Origin of the sequence: Methylophilus sp. TWE2 (assembly GCF_001183865.1) — a bacterium.
GTDB lineage: Bacteria > Pseudomonadota > Gammaproteobacteria > Burkholderiales > Methylophilaceae > Methylophilus.
The window spans coordinates 104559-122460 of the sequence record NZ_CP012020.1; the positions used below are offsets into that span (position 1 = coordinate 104559).

General features: G+C 50.0%; 16 protein-coding genes. 5 read left to right on the plus strand and 11 right to left on the minus strand.

Annotated elements, in window-relative coordinates:
- Positions 1 to 11: 11 nt before the first annotated feature.
- From ACJ67_RS00490 to ACJ67_RS00500, 3 genes are all read left to right on the plus strand, one after another.
- The gene (locus ACJ67_RS00490; protein WP_049637440.1) at positions 12 to 2456 is read left to right on the plus strand and encodes an EAL domain-containing protein; all 2445 of its coding nucleotides are present in this window, start codon (positions 12 to 14) and stop codon (positions 2454 to 2456) included.
- Between the two features lie 275 nt (positions 2457 to 2731).
- On the plus strand, positions 2732 to 3184 hold the full coding sequence (locus tag ACJ67_RS00495; protein WP_049637441.1) for a MarR family winged helix-turn-helix transcriptional regulator: 453 nt from the start codon (positions 2732 to 2734) through the stop codon (positions 3182 to 3184).
- A gap of 106 nt (positions 3185 to 3290) precedes the next feature.
- Positions 3291 to 4280 carry a catalase family peroxidase gene (locus tag ACJ67_RS00500; RefSeq protein ID WP_049637442.1) on the plus strand — a complete coding sequence of 330 codons (990 nt, stop codon included), beginning with the start codon at positions 3291 to 3293 and terminating at the stop codon, positions 4278 to 4280.
- A 65-nt stretch (positions 4281 to 4345) separates the two neighbouring features.
- On the opposite strand, the gene msrB is transcribed toward ACJ67_RS00500, so the two are convergent.
- Positions 4346 to 4792 (minus strand): peptide-methionine (R)-S-oxide reductase MsrB, encoded by a 447-nt coding sequence (gene msrB / locus ACJ67_RS00505; RefSeq protein WP_049637443.1) that lies wholly within the window; start codon positions 4790 to 4792, stop codon positions 4346 to 4348.
- Positions 4793 to 4937: 145 nt separating this feature from the next.
- Here msrB and ACJ67_RS00510 point away from each other — a divergent pair, with 145 nt between their 5' ends.
- Positions 4938 to 5861 carry a bestrophin family protein gene (locus tag ACJ67_RS00510; RefSeq protein ID WP_049637444.1) on the plus strand — a complete coding sequence of 308 codons (924 nt, stop codon included), beginning with the start codon at positions 4938 to 4940 and terminating at the stop codon, positions 5859 to 5861.
- A gap of 83 nt (positions 5862 to 5944) precedes the next feature.
- Here the strand turns inward: ACJ67_RS00510 and ACJ67_RS00515 are convergent, their stop codons facing one another.
- On the minus strand, positions 5945 to 7219 hold the full coding sequence (locus ACJ67_RS00515) for a D-amino acid dehydrogenase (protein WP_049637445.1): 1275 nt from the start codon (positions 7217 to 7219) through the stop codon (positions 5945 to 5947).
- A 133-nt stretch (positions 7220 to 7352) separates the two neighbouring features.
- Between ACJ67_RS00515 and ACJ67_RS00520 the strand changes: the two genes are divergently transcribed.
- Positions 7353 to 8372 carry a YaaC family protein gene (locus ACJ67_RS00520; RefSeq protein WP_049637446.1) on the plus strand — a complete coding sequence of 340 codons (1020 nt, stop codon included), beginning with the start codon at positions 7353 to 7355 and terminating at the stop codon, positions 8370 to 8372.
- Here the strand turns inward: ACJ67_RS00520 and gshB are convergent, their stop codons facing one another.
- The 9 genes from gshB to mrdA all read right to left on the minus strand — a co-directional run bounded on the left by gshB (position 8373) and on the right by mrdA (position 17901).
- Positions 8373 to 9332 (minus strand): glutathione synthase, encoded by a 960-nt coding sequence (gene gshB / locus ACJ67_RS00525; RefSeq protein ID WP_197080679.1) that lies wholly within the window; start codon positions 9330 to 9332, stop codon positions 8373 to 8375.
- Positions 9333 to 9350: 18 nt separating this feature from the next.
- Positions 9351 to 10661, minus strand: coding sequence for a glutamate--cysteine ligase (gene gshA, locus ACJ67_RS00530; RefSeq protein ID WP_049637448.1), 1311 nt, complete (start codon positions 10659 to 10661; stop codon positions 9351 to 9353).
- Positions 10662 to 10693: 32 nt separating this feature from the next.
- Positions 10694 to 11704: a lipoyl synthase gene (gene lipA, locus ACJ67_RS00535; RefSeq protein WP_049637449.1), complete on the minus strand. Its 1011-nt coding sequence runs from the start codon at positions 11702 to 11704 to the stop codon at positions 10694 to 10696.
- On the minus strand, positions 11694 to 12308 hold the full coding sequence (lipB, locus tag ACJ67_RS00540) for a lipoyl(octanoyl) transferase LipB (RefSeq protein ID WP_049637450.1): 615 nt from the start codon (positions 12306 to 12308) through the stop codon (positions 11694 to 11696). The genes lipA and lipB overlap by 11 nt, the downstream gene beginning before the upstream one ends.
- A gap of 16 nt (positions 12309 to 12324) precedes the next feature.
- Positions 12325 to 12612 (minus strand): YbeD family protein, encoded by a 288-nt coding sequence (locus ACJ67_RS00545; protein ID WP_049637451.1) that lies wholly within the window; start codon positions 12610 to 12612, stop codon positions 12325 to 12327.
- Between the two features lie 22 nt (positions 12613 to 12634).
- Entirely contained in the window at positions 12635 to 13732 is a 1098-nt protein-coding gene (locus ACJ67_RS00550) for a D-alanyl-D-alanine carboxypeptidase family protein (RefSeq protein WP_049637452.1), read from the minus strand.
- A gap of 83 nt (positions 13733 to 13815) precedes the next feature.
- Complete coding sequence (locus ACJ67_RS00555) at positions 13816 to 14838, minus strand: septal ring lytic transglycosylase RlpA family protein (protein WP_049637453.1); 1023 nt, start codon at positions 14836 to 14838, stop codon at positions 13816 to 13818.
- A 29-nt stretch (positions 14839 to 14867) separates the two neighbouring features.
- Positions 14868 to 15965 (minus strand): rod shape-determining protein RodA, encoded by a 1098-nt coding sequence (gene rodA / locus ACJ67_RS00560; RefSeq protein WP_049637454.1) that lies wholly within the window; start codon positions 15963 to 15965, stop codon positions 14868 to 14870.
- Positions 15958 to 17901, minus strand: coding sequence for a penicillin-binding protein 2 (mrdA, locus tag ACJ67_RS00565; RefSeq protein WP_049637455.1), 1944 nt, complete (start codon positions 17899 to 17901; stop codon positions 15958 to 15960). The genes rodA and mrdA overlap by 8 nt, the downstream gene beginning before the upstream one ends.
- Position 17902: the final 1 nt, after the last annotated feature.

A 17902-nucleotide genomic window follows, 5' to 3' on the forward strand; every position in this document is an offset into this window, starting at 1 on the left:
AATTACACTGCATGATCAAGTTCAAACATATTCGCTCGCGCATCGCTTTCACTTTTCTGACGGTGGTCGTGGCTATTCAATTGGCAGGGCTTATTCCACTTAAATATGCCCTGGTCAAACATGCAAATACACTGGCCGAAGATCAGATTGATGTCGGCCAGCGCGTGTTTGTGAGCTTGCTACAACACAATACACAAAGTCTGAAACAGGCCACCCAGGTACTGGCGGCAGATTTTGCTTTCCGGGAGGCGGTGGCCACCAATGATGCCGAAACCATAGAGTCGGCACTCGAAAGTTATCAGGGCCGCATACGTGCGCAAATCGCGTTTTACATCAGCAATGATGAAAACCTGGTTGTGGGGACCTCGGATGCTAAAGCCATACTGAAGTCCCTTGATGCCAGGCAGGCGATTATTCAATCAAATGCAGGGACACTCCAATTTGATATTGTGGATGACAAGCCTTATCAGCTGATCACGGTACCTGTGAAAGCGCCAGAAACCATAGGCTGGATTGTGATGGGTTTTGCTGTCGATAGCCAGCTTGCCAGCCAGATCAAGCAACTCACGCACCTGGATGTAACCTTTGTGCAAAAAACGAATGTCAAGAATTGGCAATTGGTGAGTAGCACCGCAGACAAAGCCTTGTCAAATTTGCTGCTGAAAACGGTGGCCGACCTTTATCGTCAACGTCTCACCTTGCACAGCGTCGATTTGAACGATGAAACCTATCATCTGAAAATAAGGGCGCTGCATGAAACGCCCGATGAAGCGCTATTGGTTGTCTTGCAAGGGTCGGTGGCACCTTTTACCCAGGATCTGAATATCTTGTTTAAGGTGATGTTAGTACTCACTTTGATTGGGGTGGGCATTTTTGCGGTATTGATCTGGTATGTGTCACGCAAGACCACTGAACCGATTGCCGAATTGGTCAAGGATGCCGATAAAATTGCCATGGGCGATTATGAAACCGAAATTCAGGTCAGCAGCACGGACGAAGTCGGTTATCTGGCGAAGGCCATGAACGGCATGCGCGAGGCTGTTTTGCAACGCTCGTTACGTATCCAGCGCCTGGCATTTAATGATGAGCTCACCGGCCTGTATAACCGGCTGGCGTTTAACCAGGGTGTTCACCAGGCAATTTCCACACATGCCGATAGCCAGCAAAAGTTGAGTGTCATCGTCATCAATATTCATCGGTTCAAACCGATTAACCAGACACTGGGCCGAGATTTTGGCGATGACTTGCTGCGCCATGTCGGGCAGGTATTGAAGCAACATGTCCTCAGCGAAAAGGATATGGTGGCACGGCTAGATGCCGACGAATTTGCCGTCCTGTTGCAGCAGACTGACCAGGCCAAAGCCACGCGCTATGCAGACAAAATCCAGCAGGTATTTGAACAACCGGTCAGCGTCCAGGGGCAGGCGATTGATGTCCGCACAGGCATCGGCATTGCTTTGTACCCCGATCATGGCATGGATGAAGAGGCGTTGCTCAATCATGCAGAAACGGCTTTGCAGGAATCCCGTGCCAAGAAGTCACCGTGGATCGTCTACAACACCGCACTGGAAATTGACCAGTCGGAAACCCTGACCCTGATTTCGGATTTGAAGCAGGCCATACAACATGACCAGCTACTGTTATATATCCAGCCCAAGATTGATATCACCACGCGTCGGGCGGTGGGCGGGGAGGCGCTTATCCGCTGGGTACATCCGGAAAAAGGCATGATTTTCCCCGACCAGTTTATCCCGTTCGCAGAACAAACGGGGGTAATCAGCGATATTACCAACTGGATGTTATTGCGCGCCTGCCAGGTATTGGCTGACTTCCAAAAGCAGGGCCTGCGACTTTCGCTAGCGGTGAATCTGTCTACGCGTGATCTGAATAATATGGAATTACCGGCGCAGATTACACACTTGTTATCATCCCATGGACTGGAACCAAAAGCGCTCAAACTCGAAATCACCGAGGGTAGCCTGATGCAGGACCCTGAACGCGCTGAACTGGTCGTGAAAAAACTGGCGGCCATGGGATTACACCTGGCCATTGACGATTTTGGTACCGGTTATTCATCGCTGGCCTATTTGCGCCAGTTGCCAGTACAAGAGCTTAAAATTGACCGCTCATTCGTCATGTTTATGGACAAGAATAGTGGCGATGCCAGCATCGTAAAATCCACCATAGACCTGGCACATAACCTCGGTTTGATGGTGGTGGCCGAGGGGATAGAAAATGAGTACGTGCTGAACCAGTTAGCCAGGTTAGGATGTAACGAGGGCCAGGGTTATTTTATTGGTAAACCCATGCCAGAAAAAGATTTCTCTATCTGGCTGCAGCGCTGGGAAGGCCAGAACGAAATTGAGATCGATATCGGTGATGATTTGTCTTTTGCGATCAATCCGCTGGAGGCTGACCCGCAGCCATCCGATCCTTTCAAGCTCGACAATATCTAATCATATATAGCACGCGTCGCTAAAGCCTCACCATAGCGTGAGGTTTTTTGTTTTGGTGAATCAATTAATTTCATTGATGGAGATGATAAAAACATTCAACTTTATTTGCTGAGTCAGCAGATTTATGATGGCTACATATTCAAAAGGAGAATGAACATGAGCCAAATACGCATGCATCAAAGAGCAAACTTCATTGTGCATTATGTGATCGAGTTTTTTCGAAAATAATTTATAAATTTGTTGCTATTAAATAGCGTGCTATTTATAATGAGGCCATGAGTGAGTTTAAGAACAGCAAAACACCCGTATTGCAAGAGCAGTTGTGCTTTTCTGTCTATTCACTTTCGCTTGCCATTAACAAGGTTTATCGGCCATTGTTAAAAAAACTGGATCTCACTTATTCACAGTATCTGGTCATGCTGGTGTTGTGGGAAGGTGATCAGCGCACAGTCAGTGAGATTGGTGAGCAGCTGTTTCTGGATTCTGCCACCTTGACGCCATTATTAAAACGTCTGGAGTCAGCAGGGTTTGTGCAGCGGGTGCGTTCCAGTCAGGATGAGCGGCAAGTGATTATTTGCCTGACAGACGAAGGGCGACAGCTGCGCCAGCAGGCGGCTGGCATTATGGATGAAATGTTTTGCGCCATGGGCTGTTCGCTGGAAGAGCTTTCAGCCTTGCGTGAGCGCCTCAATGATTTGCGTAATCATTTGATTCAGCATGTGGCCTAGCCCCGGCTCAAAAAATAGGGGTTTCATTTTTTTGACATTTAAGTAGTGTACGATTTAATTTTGCATTATCAACCAGGGAATACTTTTAACCGTGAAAGGGAATAACATGAAAACAAAAGTAATAGCCAGCGTATTATTTGCCACAGCACTTACCGCCACTCAGCCCGTGCTGGCGGATGACAAGCCGGTCACCGAGCAACTGGTGGATACATTAACCACGCTGTCAGGTGGGCCACATGCCGGCTTCCGTGCCAATCATGCCAAAGGTGTGATGGTAGAAGGGTCATTTACGCCGACCGCCCAGGCAGCAGGGATTAGCAAGGCTGCCCATTTTCAAAAAGCGACGCCGGTGCTGGTACGCTTTTCTGATGCTACCGGCGTACCAAATATTCCAGACGCCGATGGCAATGCATTCCCCAAAGGCATCGCCATCCGCTTTCAGTTACCCGACGGCACGTCCACAGATATCGTGAGTATTTCAGTCAATGGGTTTCCAGCTGCAACGCCTGAAGATTTCCTGGGCTTGTTAAATGCTGTGCGTGATTCTCAAGGCAGTACGGCCAAGCCTAGCCCGGTAGAGCAGTTTTTGGGTTCGCACCCGGCTGCGCTTAAATTTGTGACTACGCCAAAACCTGCACCAGTGAGCCTGGCCACACAGCCATTCTTTGGTGTCAATGCGTTTGAGTTTACCAATTCTTCGGGTAAAAACATATTCGGGCGTTACCAGATTATCCCAGTGGCTGGTGCACAGTATTTAAGCAAGGAAGCCACAGAAAAAGCGGCGCCGGATTACCTGATGAATGATATTGTTGAACGTGTAAAAGGGCAGGGCGTGCAATACAAACTGGTATTACAGTTGGCAGACAGCGGGGATGAAGTGAATAACGCGACTGTGGTTTGGCCAGACAGCCGTAAAACTGTAGAGCTGGGAACGCTTACCTTGAATAAAGCGGTGGCGGATAGCAAGGCTGCAGAAAAGCCTATCATGTTTAACCCGCTGCAACTGACCGACGGCATTGCGCCGAGCAAGGACCCCATCTTGCTGGCAAGACCAACGGCTTATGCAGTCAGCTTTGGTAGAAGACTCGCTCACTAAAAAACTAGCGCATTAAAAACTGAGCCTAGCGCGGCTGTGTCATCACAGTCCGCGCTTTTTACGCCCTAATTGGCCAGAAATTCAATCGCCTTGCCATTAATACAATAACGCAAGCCGCTCTCAGTTTTGCCATCCGGAAACACGTGGCCCAAATGCGCATCGCAAACGTTGCATTTTACTTCTATGCGCTGCATGCCATGACTTTCATCGGAAAAATAAGAAATCGCATTAGGTGTCAGCGGTTGATCAAAAGACGGCCAGCCAGAAGAAGATTCAAACTTTTGCCCAGAATCGAATAATACCTGATCACAACAAACACAGGCATAGCGGCCTGGCGTAAATGCACCACACATTTCCGAAGAAAACGGACGCTCGGTTGCGCTAAGGCGCGTGACCGCGAACACTTCGTCATCCAGGATTTCCCGCCAGGCGCGTACAGATTTTTGTACCTTGTGATCCGGTTCAAGGTTGCCATCGCGGCTCAGTTTGAGAATATCTTTCCACTTCAACATGATGTTTCTTCCATATGCTGCGTAAATAAAGCTAAACCAGCCTTTTCACACGTCTTTTTCTGACATGCATACAAACGACTGGCAGATAGACTACAAACTATCGAGTATATCATTGTCACTATAGTTCGCCAGGGAGGAGAATTCCTTGATCGTCAGGCCCAGACCAAATCTGTTTGAATTGTTTTTTATCATCAAAGGATCTATCGTCCTCAGGATCATGCCTTTGCTGGCCTTTGTGGCGATATTGTCTGCCGCCGTAGTTTCCATATATACCTTTAGGCCAGACTGGTTGCCCAAATTTGATGGCGGACCCTTTGCGTTATTGGGCATTACCTTGTCTATCTTCCTCGCCTTTCGCAACAATGCCTGTTACGAACGCTGGTGGGAGGCGAGGAAAATTTGGGGTGAGTTTGTGCTTACTTGCAGAAATTTAAGCCGCTTGAGTGTGGTGCTCGACGCTCAACAAGGCGAGGCCAGCCCCGTCCGCAAAAGTCTGCTCCAATATTGCATTGCCTACGCACATGCTTTACTGATGCAATTGCGGCCTGCCAGTTCTCGACATGTCCTTGAAGCGATGTTGCCAGAAAAGCTGTTGCAGGCTGTGAATGCTAGCCGTAACCCGCCGGAAATGATTTTGCGTGCTATGCAGGCGCTGCTTGTCAATGCGTTTCGTGAAGCGAAAATCGATGTCATCCAGTTTCAAATGCTGGATGAACAGCTACAAAAACTGGCACAAGCACAAGCATCCTGCGAGCGTATCCAGAATACGCCGATCCCGTTTGGCTACACATTGCTGCTACATAGAACGGCATATACCTTCTGCTTTCTGCTGCCATTCTGCTTTGCCAACACGCTCGGCTGGGCCACACCGTTTATCACAGCACTGGCCGCGTATACCTTGTTTGGTCTGGACGCCCTGGGCAACGAGCTGGAAGAACCTTTTTCACTGGGTGCCAATGCCCTGCCAATCAATGCACTGACGGATGTGATTGAAATCGACCTCAGAGAAGCATTGGGTGAAAAGGAAGTTCCGCCATTGCCGACACCCAGAGAGTTTGTGTTGATGTAATAGAACTGCTGATTTCTCTGCTGAGTAAGTTTACTCAATAGAGAAATATGACGAGCATGGCACCGTTGTTTGAATCAATGCGCTTAAACAAAGCGGGAAAATTGCAGGTCGTGAGTCTCGATGGCTGGTTTATCCTGCGCCATCAAATCAGCCAATACTTGGCCGGAGCCACATGCCATGGTCCAACCCAAGGTACCATGCCCGGTATTGAGCCATACGTTTGGCCATCTCGCAATTGCTTGCCCGATAATAGGCGTACCATCTGGCGTCATCGGACGCAGGCCAGTCCAGAATTGGGCTTGCGAGACATCGCCCGCATTGGGGAATACTCCATTGAATACCATTTCCAGTGTTTTACGACGACGAGGATTAAGGCTTAAATCAAAGCCCGCCAGTTCTGCCATGCCACCAACGCGGATGCGCTGGTCAAAGCGGGTGATGGCGACTTTATAGGTTTCATCCATGACTGTAGAGACAGGGGCGGCATCGCTATTGATGATGGGCACGGTGAGCGAGTAGCCTTTGACAGGATAAACGGGCAAGCTTAATCCCAGTGCCTGCATCAGCTGGCGGGAATAACTGCCCAATGCAACCACATAATGATCAGCAGCCAGGGTTTCGATATTTTCATGCGCGGTTTGAACTTCAATCCCAAGTAGCCGGTTCTGTTGTATAAGCAGTTGCCGGATAGTGGTATTTTGCATGAATTGCACGCCGAGTTTTTTTGCTTCTGCTGCCAGCCGCGTCGTAAAAAGCTGGCAGTCACCGGTTTCATCATCAGGCAAGTGCAACCCACCCAGTAATTGCTCTTTAACGGAGGCCAGGGCTGGTTCTATGCGCGCGCAACCGTCGGGGTCTATATGCTGGAAAGGTACGCCCATACGACTAAGGACAGCGATATCCTTGATTTCGGCATCCAGCTGCTTCTGGGTACGAAACACTTGCAATGTGCCGCGGCTGCGCTGTTCGTACTGAATACCCGTGCTAGCGCGTAGTTCACGCAGGCAGTCACGGCTATATTCGGCCAGGCGTACCATGCGGGATTTATTGAGGGTGTAACGTTCTAAGGAGCAGTTACGCAAAAATTGTGCGATCCACTGCAATTGCCACAGGCTGAAATCAGGCTGTATAGACAGCGGTGCATGGTGTTGAAACAGCCATTTGAGGGCTTTGAGCGGAACATCGGGCCCGGCCCATGGTGCCGAATATCCGGGCGAAATCTGGCCCGCATTGGCGAAACTGGTTTCAAGGCCGACGCCAGGCTGGCGATCAATGACGGTGACAGAAAAGCCTTTTAATGCCAGGTAATAAGCACTCGTGACCCCAATGACACCCGAACCCAGCACCAACACACGCATGAAATACTACTCCCTTGTGAATGATTTAAATCGCATTTTTGATATTTAAGTCTTAAACCGCAAAAATCAAATACTGGTAAACCCTTCTTAACTAGGTTAAATTTTAATCATTGATGAATATGAGATCGCTTGGATGACACCCTTAAAAATACATCACATAGGTTCCTTTCAAGATGAGAAATACCTTCTGACTTCTGAGGAGCCGTTAGAGGAAGTTTGGAATCACATAGGTCGATTTGGAACTTCTTTTATCGCTAGAAATTTTGAACCTGAGAAAAAAAATATTTCGTGGGACGAGCATATAGCTTACGCTAAGGTTAGAGTTAGACAAGCGCTTGAATTTCGATCTGCCGCCAAAAGCGGTAGTCTACTCACAGCACCGCTACCACTATATTACTCTTTTCTAAATCTAACTCGTGCCATGATGGCATTAGGGCCTGAAGTCATTCCAAAGTCAGCGCATGGGCTAAAGTTTTTAGCAGGAGAAGAGTTGCTAAGTTCTTGTGTACAACTGACAAAAGGCACATTTACAGATTATTTAGATGCACAGGGGATCTCTTGGACAAATGAGTCACAAATTTCTCTCTCTGATGCACTTGGTTTCATTATTGAGATGGCATACGACTATCAATTGTTTGATGTTACTAGAGGACACGTACAAGCTATTTCAGTAAGAGCAATAGTCAATGGCCCGATTCAATTACACCTATTAAATTATCCAAATGAATTTGCAACAGACTGGCAGAAAGATTTTCCTGAGTTGGCTCAAATATGTACTGCAGAAGAAACTAATGTGCTCTTAATCAAGGAGGAACATCGTCCAAATGATTATTCTGCAATTGCAAAACTCTTGGAAAGTGTACTTTTTCCAGGATTAACATTGCAAAACCACGCAACATGGTATGGGTTTCGCAAAAGTAAACATACGTCACGTTTGACGAGAGCTTCATATTATTATGTCGCAATATTTATCCTTGGTAGCATAGTACGCTATCAACCAGAATTGCTTCTTGCTGCAACTACTGCGGATTCCGAAATTGGTTGGCTTTTACAACGCTTTATAAAACTCGCAGAACGCTTTTTCCCACAGTTAAAATTGATGGAGGCTTATAAGTCTCAAGTTTATTTTTCGGGAAGTGGTGGTAGTTTCTAGTTAAAACTTAAGTTTTATATCTACCTCTAATGCTTCAATCATTATGGCAGCAGGATCACATGCGAGATTCCAGTCTTTCGATTGCGCCGCAATCTCCACCATCCCAGTCGGACTGGTTACGTTGACTTCAGTCAGGTAGTCACCAATCACGTCCAGCCCAACTAAAAACAGGCCGTGCTGTTTCAATACTTTGCCGACAGTAAGGGCAATCTCTTTGTCACGTGCGCTCAATGGTTGTGCCACGCCTTTGCCACCCGCCGCGAGGTTGCCACGGGTTTCGCCTGTTTTAGGGATACGCGCAAGCGCATAAGGCAAAGGTTCACCGTTGATGACTAAGATTCGTTTGTCGCCTTTGACGATATCCGGAATATAACGCTGGACCATGATGGTTTGTGTTTGAAACTGCGTCAGTGTTTCGAGGATGGCATAAATATTGGGATCCTCTTTGCGTAAGCGGAAAATACCACTGCCGCCCATGCCATCCAGAGGTTTAACGATAATATCACCGTGCTCAGCCAGAAACGCCAAAATCTTGTCTTGCTGGCTGGTGACGATAAAGGGAGGCGCAAATTGCGGAAACCGGGCAACCGACAATTTTTCATTCCAGCCGCGGATAGACGCCGGGTCGTTGATGATGCGTGCGCCTTGCTGTTGTGCCAGTTCGAGCAGATAGGTACTGTATAAGTATTCGTTATCAAACGGCGGGTCTTTGCGCATCAGCACCGCGTCAAAATCTGTCGGGGCCAGCGTGGTTTTGTCGCTGACTTTCCAGCTGCCATCCACATGAAAGATAAAGGTCTGCGCATCAACAGTGACCACTTCGTGCTGCAACTGCCAGTCATGTTGTTCACATACCCACAAGTCATGGCCGCGCGCTTGGGCAATGCGCATGATGGCAAGACTGGTGTCTTTATAGGCTTTAAGTGACGCTAGCGGATCAAGGATAAACAGCAGTTTCATCATGCGTCCCGGGAATACTTAAGCATTTGATGGATCATTTTCCTGCAATTCCATGCCAGCGGCCAGCAGTGCCAGGCGGGCAACCACACCATAGGCATAAAAGCGGTTTGGCGGCGCATCAGGCGCACCGGCACAGTCGGGCAGGGTGCAGGGCTTTTCAAACGCCAATGGCACAAAATGCATGCCAGGCGCATTGAGGTTTTCATCAATGCCACGACTGGTATGCACGCGGTAAAAACCGCCAACGACAAAGTGATCCATCATGTAAACCACTGGTTCGGCCACAGCATCATTGATCGTTTCAAAGGTATAGACGCCTTCCTGGATCATAACCTCGGACACTTCCATACCTTCTTTGATCACCGACATTTTGTTGCGGGTTTTGCGGTTGAGGTCGCGTACTTCGTCGGCAGATTTCACACTCATGATACCCATGCCATAAGTACCGGCATCCGCTTTGACGATGGCAAACGGCTGATGTGTGATGCCGTATTCGTCATATTTGGCCTGGATTTTTTTGAGGATGGCATCGACTTTGTCTGCCAGCACATCTTCCCCCACTCTATTGTGGAAATCGATGCCGCTGGCCGTATCAAAATACGGGTTTAGTAACCAGGGGTCGATATCCAGCAATTTGGAAAACCCGTCCACCACTTTGTCGTAAGCCGTAAAGTGTTGTGATTTACGGCGCGTAAACCAGCCTGCGTGTAAAGGTGGAATCAGCGTCTGCTCCAGATTTTGCAACATGTCAGGAATGCCGCCGGACAAGTCATTATTCAGCAGGATGGCGCAGCTATCAAACGCTGGGTAATCCACGCCTTCAAATGAGGCCGCTTTGAGTTGCAAGCGGTTTTTTACACGCACCAAAGGTTCAAGGATCAAGGGCAGGCCGTCATGCGTTTCCAGCCTGGTGACTTCGGTGATCTCAGGCGAAAGGCTGCCTACGCGGACTTCCATACCTGCCGCCTTGAGTATATTGCAGAGCTCGACCACATTACGCAGGTAATAGGTGTTGCGGGTATGGTTTTCCGGGATCAGTAATAATCTGCGTGCATCAGGACAGATTTTTTCAACCGCGACCTGCGCGGCCTGTACGGATAAGCTCAAAAATTCCGGGTTCAAGTTATTAAACCCACCGGGGAACAGATTGGTATCTACCGGGGCTAATTTAAAACCAGAGTTGCGCAGGTCCACACTGGCATAAAAAGGCGCCGCGACTTCTTGCCATTGCGTACGGAACCAGTGCTCGATATCCGGCATGGCTTGCAGGATGCGCTTTTCCAACGTGACCAACGGGCCGTTAAGTGCGGTGGTTAAATGGGGAACCATGATTGCTCCTGTCATCTTTTTTATCAGGCTGGTCAGGCCAGCGTACTTTCAGTGGAGGCTTGCTCAATGACGGCATGTGCCTGTTGATCGGCATGGTAGCTACTGCGGACCATGGGGCCGCTGGCAGCGTTGTCAAAGCCCATGGCATCCGCTTGCTGTTTAAACCAGGCAAACGTATCCGGGGTCACGTAACGCAACACCGGTAAATGATGCACGCTGGGTTGCAGGTATTGACCCAATGTCAGCATGCTCACGCCATGGGCGCGCAAATCACGCATGACTTCCAGTATTTCCTCGTCGGTCTCACCCAAGCCCAGCATGAGGCCAGATTTGGTGGGGACATCCGGATACATTTCGCTGAATTGCTTGAGCAGGTCAAGAGAGTGCTGGTAATCCGAGCCAGGGCGCGCCTGCTTATACAAGCGGGGCACGGTTTCCAGGTTATGGTTCATGACATCCGGCGGCGCTTCACGCAATATTTTGAGCGAAATGTCCAGGCGACCACGAAAATCCGGCACCAGAATTTCGATCTTGATATCGGGCGATTGTTGGCGGATGGCACGGATACAGTCGACAAAATGCTGGGCGCCGCCGTCGGGCAAGTCGTCACGGTCGACCGAAGTCACGACCACATAACGCAACTTCATCTGCGCAATGGTGCGGGCTAGGTTTTCAGGCTCTTTTGGGTCTGGCGGCAGCGGTTTTCCATGCGCCACGTCGCAGAATGGGCAGCGACGCGTACAAATATCGCCAAGAATCATGAAGGTGGCCGTGCCGCCGCTAAAGCATTCGCCAATATTGGGGCAACTGGCTTCTTCACATACGGTGTGCAGGTTGTTGTCGCGCAGCACGTGTTTGATTTCCTGGAAGCGGGCCGAATCCGGCACCTTCATGCGTATCCATTCCGGTTTGCGCAGCATGGGTTGCGGCACGATCTTGATCGGGATGCGCGAGGTCTTGGCGGCATCAATTTCTTTGACGCCTGCTATTTTTTTCGCCGGGCGCGCGTTCGCAGGATGCTCTGGGGTCGAATTATCTGACATGCGCCAGTTTCTCTTTCAATCGTTGGGAGAGTTCCGCTGCAATTTCAGTCATGTTCAGCGGTATGTTCAAATCCCGGGTTTGTGTCATTTGCATGCCAGCATAACCGCAAGGGTCAATCTCGGCAAACGGCTGTAAGTCCATCTCAATGTTCAAGCTCAGGCCATGATAGCAGCACTGGTTTTTCAGGCGTAATCCCAGCGAAGCGATTTTTTTGCCATTCACGTAAACACCAGGGGCGTCTGCGCGGGCTTCGGCAGATATGCCATGCGCTGCCAGAAACGCTATCAGGCTGTCTTCCAAGATGGAGACAAGTTGCCTGACATTCAAGTGGCTGCGTGCCAGATCAATGAGGCAATAAATAATGAGCTGGCCGGGGCCGTGGTAAGTGATTTTGCCGCCGCGGTCTACATTCACGAGCGGAATGTTGTTTTGAGGCAAGCGTACGCCGCGCCGGTTAAGGCCCAGCGTATACACGGGTGGATGCTCGGTGATCCAAAGCTGGTCAGGCGTCTCCGGGCCACGCTGCGCGGTGAAGGCCTGCATTTCAGCTAAAGTCGCAGCATAATCAGTCAGACCCAGCTGGCGGATTTCCAGGGCAGGCATGTAAAGCAAAGGGGGGTTAAAGCACAACCTTGACCATGGGGTGAGAGGTCAGGCTACGATAAATATCGTCTAGTTGCGGTTTTGAAGTCACGTATACCAGGCAGGTCAGGCTCAGGTATTTACCATTGCTGCTGCCACGGATTTCGATCAGGTGTGTATCGAACTCGGGCCAATGCGCCTGGATCGTGCGAGTGATTTCGCTTGCAAAATCATCATGTGTTTCGCCCATGACCTTGATCGGGAAATTGGTCGGAAACTCAATCAAGGTTTCTTCTACATCTGGCAATGGCTCGAGCTTGGTCATGGTTAGCTACCTTTGGTGATGATTACTGCAAATACAGTCGGACCTGGTCTATCATGCGCGAGAAGATATTGCTGGCTTCTACCGCATGTACAGTCACCAACGGTACGCTATGCACGACTTTGCCTCCCAGGCTGAAATCGACAGAACCGACTTTTTGATGTGCGGTTAACGGTGCCTCCAGCGGTTTGGTGATGCGTATATTTGCCTTCATATTGTCATACTCGCCTTGTGGCAAGGTTAAATATACCGGCTTGGCCACGGTCAAATCTATTTCGCTTTCAGTACCTTTCCAGACTTTCTGGCGGGTAATGGGTTTGTTGGCTGCATAAATCAGCTTGGATTCGTAAAACTGGAAACCAAAATTCAGCAGCTTCTGGCTTTCAGCTGCACGTACATTATCTGAAGTGGTGCCGAGGACCACAGAAATCAAGCGGAAGTCGTTCCGTTTTGCCGAGGAAATCAGGCAGTAACCCGCTGACTCGGTATGACCGGTTTTCATGCCATCCACCGTAGGGTCAAGAAACAGCAGGCGGTTACGGTTAGGTTGCGTAATCTTGTTATAGGTATAAGATTTTTGTGAATACAGGCGTGCATAGTCCTGAGGGAAGTCACGGATCAAGGCGTTGGCCAAGATGGACAAGTCACGTGCTGTCGTCGTATGGGTGGGATCGGGCAAACCAGTAGAATTGACAAAGTGGCTGTTTTTCATGCCCAAGGCAATGGCCTTTTTGTTCATGAGCGTGGCAAACAGCTCTTCACTACCGGCAATGCCTTCTGCCAGCGTAATGGCAGCATCATTGCCTGACTGGATAATCAGGCCATGCAGCAACTCATCCACCGTGACAGTCATGGTGGTGTCGATAAACATCTTGGAACCTTCGACTTTCCAGGCTTTCTGGCTCACCGGCAAGGTTTGCGTCAGTGCCAGGCGCTTTTGCTTCACTGCTTCAAAGGTGAGGTAAGCCGTCATCACCTTGGTCAATGAGGCAGGCTCCACCGGCATATCCGGGTTGCTGGCTGCCAGCAAGCTACCAGTGTTGGCGTCGCGTAATACAAATGCTTTGGCAGCCAACGTTGGGGTGGGCACATTGCCAGTGATGGCTTCAGCCGCCACAGTCATTAAAGGAATAGAAAGTAGAAAAGCAATAAAAGAACGCCACATGGTCATCATTTAACGAGAAAAAATACTTTAACGAGAAAAAGTTACCGGGAAAAAATTAGCGCAGGTAACTGCAGTTGGTCACGCATCTGGCTCGCGGCCTGTGCCGCCAATGCGTGATCTGGATAGGGCCCCAGCACGATCTGGAACACTTTTCCATTATACACTTTGTTGAGCAGGGATTGTGTTTCAGGCAAGACGCTGAAGATACGTTGTTGCAGGCGGTCAGCATTCTCTTCCTGGCCAAAGGCTCCTACCTGTACATATATTCCATTCGTCTCCAGTGCAGAAGCGGGTTTTGCCGATGTGACAGTGCGGGTGACCTGCACAACTTCTTTGCTAGATGTTTGTGTTTCTGCACTCGGTTGCGCGGTGGTCACGGGGGTGTCTAATGGCTGTGATGGATCTATCAATGTCACCTGTACCTGGGCCGAGCCATGGCGGATGATATCCAGCTGTTTGGCAGCGGCATAAGAAAGATCAATGATGCGGTCGCGACCAAAAGGGCCACGGTCATTGACACGTGCCATGATGGTTTTGCCATTGCTTAGGTTTGTGATGCGCACATAACATGGAATCGGGAGGGTTCTGTGTGCAGCTGTTAATTTAAACATGTCATACGGCTCACCGCTGGCTGTTTTGCGGCCATGAAACTTTTTACCGTACCAGGAAGCATGGCCCGTCTGTGTAAATGGCGTATTGATCTCGGACATGGGCGTTACCGTTTCACCGTTGACGATGTAAGGCTTGGTAGTCCCTTTGACAATCGGCTCCAGTTTAGGGGTGACAGTGGTTTCTAGCGGGGTGTTAGGGTCTATCCCGTCAGTGGGGTTGCCGGTGGTTTCCGGTTTAGGGTCTATATTAATGACTTTAGGTCCGCCCCCCGCCGGGTAACTGTTGGGTGGGGTCGTCATCGTGGTGCCAGGCGTTGCCGGGCGCTCTGATGGCATGGGCTTTGTTGCGGGCGGTACTGATGGTGGCGTTTGCCTTGGCGGCATGCTGCTGTTACAAGCCACCAGCCAGGCCGCCAGCATCAGGATACTTAATCGTTGCACGTAAGATGACATCTAAATCCTTGGAGTGTGTTCGTAGATGGCTAATCCGTGGCGACCAGCCGCTTGTGGGACTGCACACTCATCAGCAAGCCCATGCTCAATCCCAATGTCAGCAATGAGGTACCGCCATAGCTGACCAGAGGTAAGGGAATGCCGACCACGGGCAGGATGCCACTCACCATGCCCATATTCACAAAACAGTAGGTGAAAAAAGTAGCGGCGATACTGCCTGCCAGCAATCGGGCAAAAGTACTCTTGGCTTGTGACGCGATAATAAAGGCGCGGCCAATAATGATGGTAAACAGCAACAGTAGCAAGCTGCAACCCACCAGCCCAAACTCTTCGGCAAACACGGCAAAAATAAAGTCAGTCGTCCGCTCGGGGACGAAGTCTAGCTGCGATTGGGTACCATTGAGCCAGCCTTTACCGGTCATGCCGCCAGAACCAATTGCAATCGTGGCCTGAATAATATGGTAACCGGCCCCCAGTGGATCCTGGCTGGGATCTATGAGGATTTCAACGCGGCGGCGCTGGTAATCATGCAGCATGGACCACAGGATAGGGAGGGCAGCACCAAAGGCAATCGCGCTGCCAAAAATAAATTTCCAGCTCAGTCCCGCCAGGAAAATAACATAAAAGCCGGACGCAAACACCAGGGTGGCTGTGCCCAGGTCTGGCTGTTTGGCAATCAGCAATACCGGCACCAACAAAATCACACCTGCCACCACATAATCTGCGGTGCGTAACATGCTCTCGCGTTTGGAGAAATACCATGCAAGCATGATAGGCACAGCCAGTTTCATGAGTTCCGAAGGTTGTATTTTCGTGATGCCCAGGTTCAGCCAACGGCGTGCGCCATGACTAATATCGCCAATCAGTGCGACAGCAATCAGCAGGGTCAGCCCAAACAGGTAGGCTGGCAAGGCGATGCGTTCTATGTGCTGTGGCTGAGTATTGGCTACCAGCAGCATCACCACCATCATGACCACAATATTAATCAGCTGCGCATTCACCTTGAGCAAGGATTGTCCTGATGCGCTATACAGCACCATCAGTGCGACCACTAACACCATCAACACAGTTGCCAGCAGGATGGAATCGATATGCCGGATAAAATGGCCTATCCATTGTCTAATCATGAGGTTCCTCCTCTACTTCAGGCGCATTAATCACGGTGCTGTCCGCCGCTGGTGCTGTGCTGGGGTCAACGGCAGGGTCAACAGGTACTTTGCCCAGCAGGTAGTAATCCATGGCTTTGCGTGCAATTGGACCAGCGGTCGAACCGCCATGGCTACCGTTTTCCACAATCACTGCGATAGCAATTTTGGGGTCTTCGGCCGGGGCGTAAGCGATAAACCAGGCATGGTCGCGGTGACGTTCTGCAATCAGTTTTTCGTTATATTTCTCGTTCTGTTTGATGCCCACTACCTGTGCCGTCCCGGTTTTGGCCGCAATGTCATAACCTGCATTGGCTCCTACAGCTGCTGCTGTCCCGCCGGGCCGTGTAACGTCCATCATGCCCAGCTTGACGATTTCCAGATTCTCCGCGTTCAGGGTAAGCTGGTCTGCAGTCGTGTGTGGAAGCATTTTTACCTGATTGGTTTTGGCATCGACTATAGCGTTGACCAGATGCGGGCGGATAGCCTTGCCGTTATTGGCCAGCGTTGCCGTCGCATAAGCCAATTGCATGGGCGTGACCAGGGTATATCCCTGGCCGATACCGACAATCACGGTTTCGCCCATATACCAGGGTTGCTTGAAGCGTTTTTGCTTCCAGGTGGGGGTAGGCAGCAAGCCGGATAACTCGCCCTGAATGTCGATATTGGTTTTTTCGCCAAAACCGAAGTGGCGTACAAAGTCCGTCAGACGCTCGATGCCCAGCTCAACCGCCAGGCCGTAAAAAAACGTATCACAAGAGACGGTGATGGCTTTGCGCATATCGACGGCACCATGGCCGGAAGGCTTCCAATCGCGGTAACGGTGGCGGCTATTAGGCAGCATGAAATAACCGGGGTCACTGATAGTGAAAGGCGGCTGACGTTTACCTGATTCCAGTCCGGCCAACGCGACAAACGGCTTGAAGGTAGAGCCAGGCGGATAGATGCCCTTGAGTGAGCGGTTAATCAGTGGTTTGTCAGGTGAGTTATTCAGGTTGTTCCAGTTGTCGTAGTCAATGCCATCCACAAACAGATTGGCATCGAATGAAGGCATGCTGACCATGGCCAATACTTCACCAGTTTTCGGTTGAATGGCTACCAGTGCGCCACGGCGTCCGGCAAATTCATGCTCAACGATTTCCTGCAACTTGGCATCCATGGAGAGCACAATATTGTTGCCGGAAGTCGGCGAGGCACTTGAAAGCACACGTACGGCGCGGCCATCGGCATCAATCTCCACCTGTTGGAAACCGGTGATGCCATGCAACTCTGCTTCGTAGGCCTGTTCTACCCCCGCTTTTCCGATGTGTTCGGTGCCTTTGTAATTGGATAGCTGGTTATTTTCTTTGAGCTGTTTGAGGTCGTTTTCATTAATGCGGCTGATATAACCAATGCCATGGGTGCCCAATGTGCCGTACGGATAATGCCTGAATAAACGCGATTTGAGCTCAACGCCTGGAAAGCGGAAGCGATTGACAGCGAACTTGGCCGCTTCGTATTCATTGAGATGGGTACGGATGGGGATGCTTTCAAAAGTGTGGCTTTGTGCGCGGAGTTTTTTGAAGCGTTTTAAATCAGTGGCAGAGATTTCAACCAGCTCGCCCAGTTCAGCAATCGTATCCTGCAGGTCATCTGTTTTTGAAGGCGTGATTTCCAGCGTATAGACAAAAAAATTGTGCGCCAGAATAATACCGTTCCGGTCTGAGATGAGGCCGCGGTTTGGCGTAATCGGTACAATCGAAATCCGGTTATTTTCCGCCAGCGTCTGGTAGTAATCGTAGCGGTAGACTTGCAGGAAGTAAAAGCGCCCCAGCAATGCAGAAAAAGCAGTAAGAACCAGCAGTATCAGGAAAACCAGACGAACCCGGAACTTGTGCTGTTCGTTTTGATGGTTTTTGAGTTCGGTGCTATACCCCATG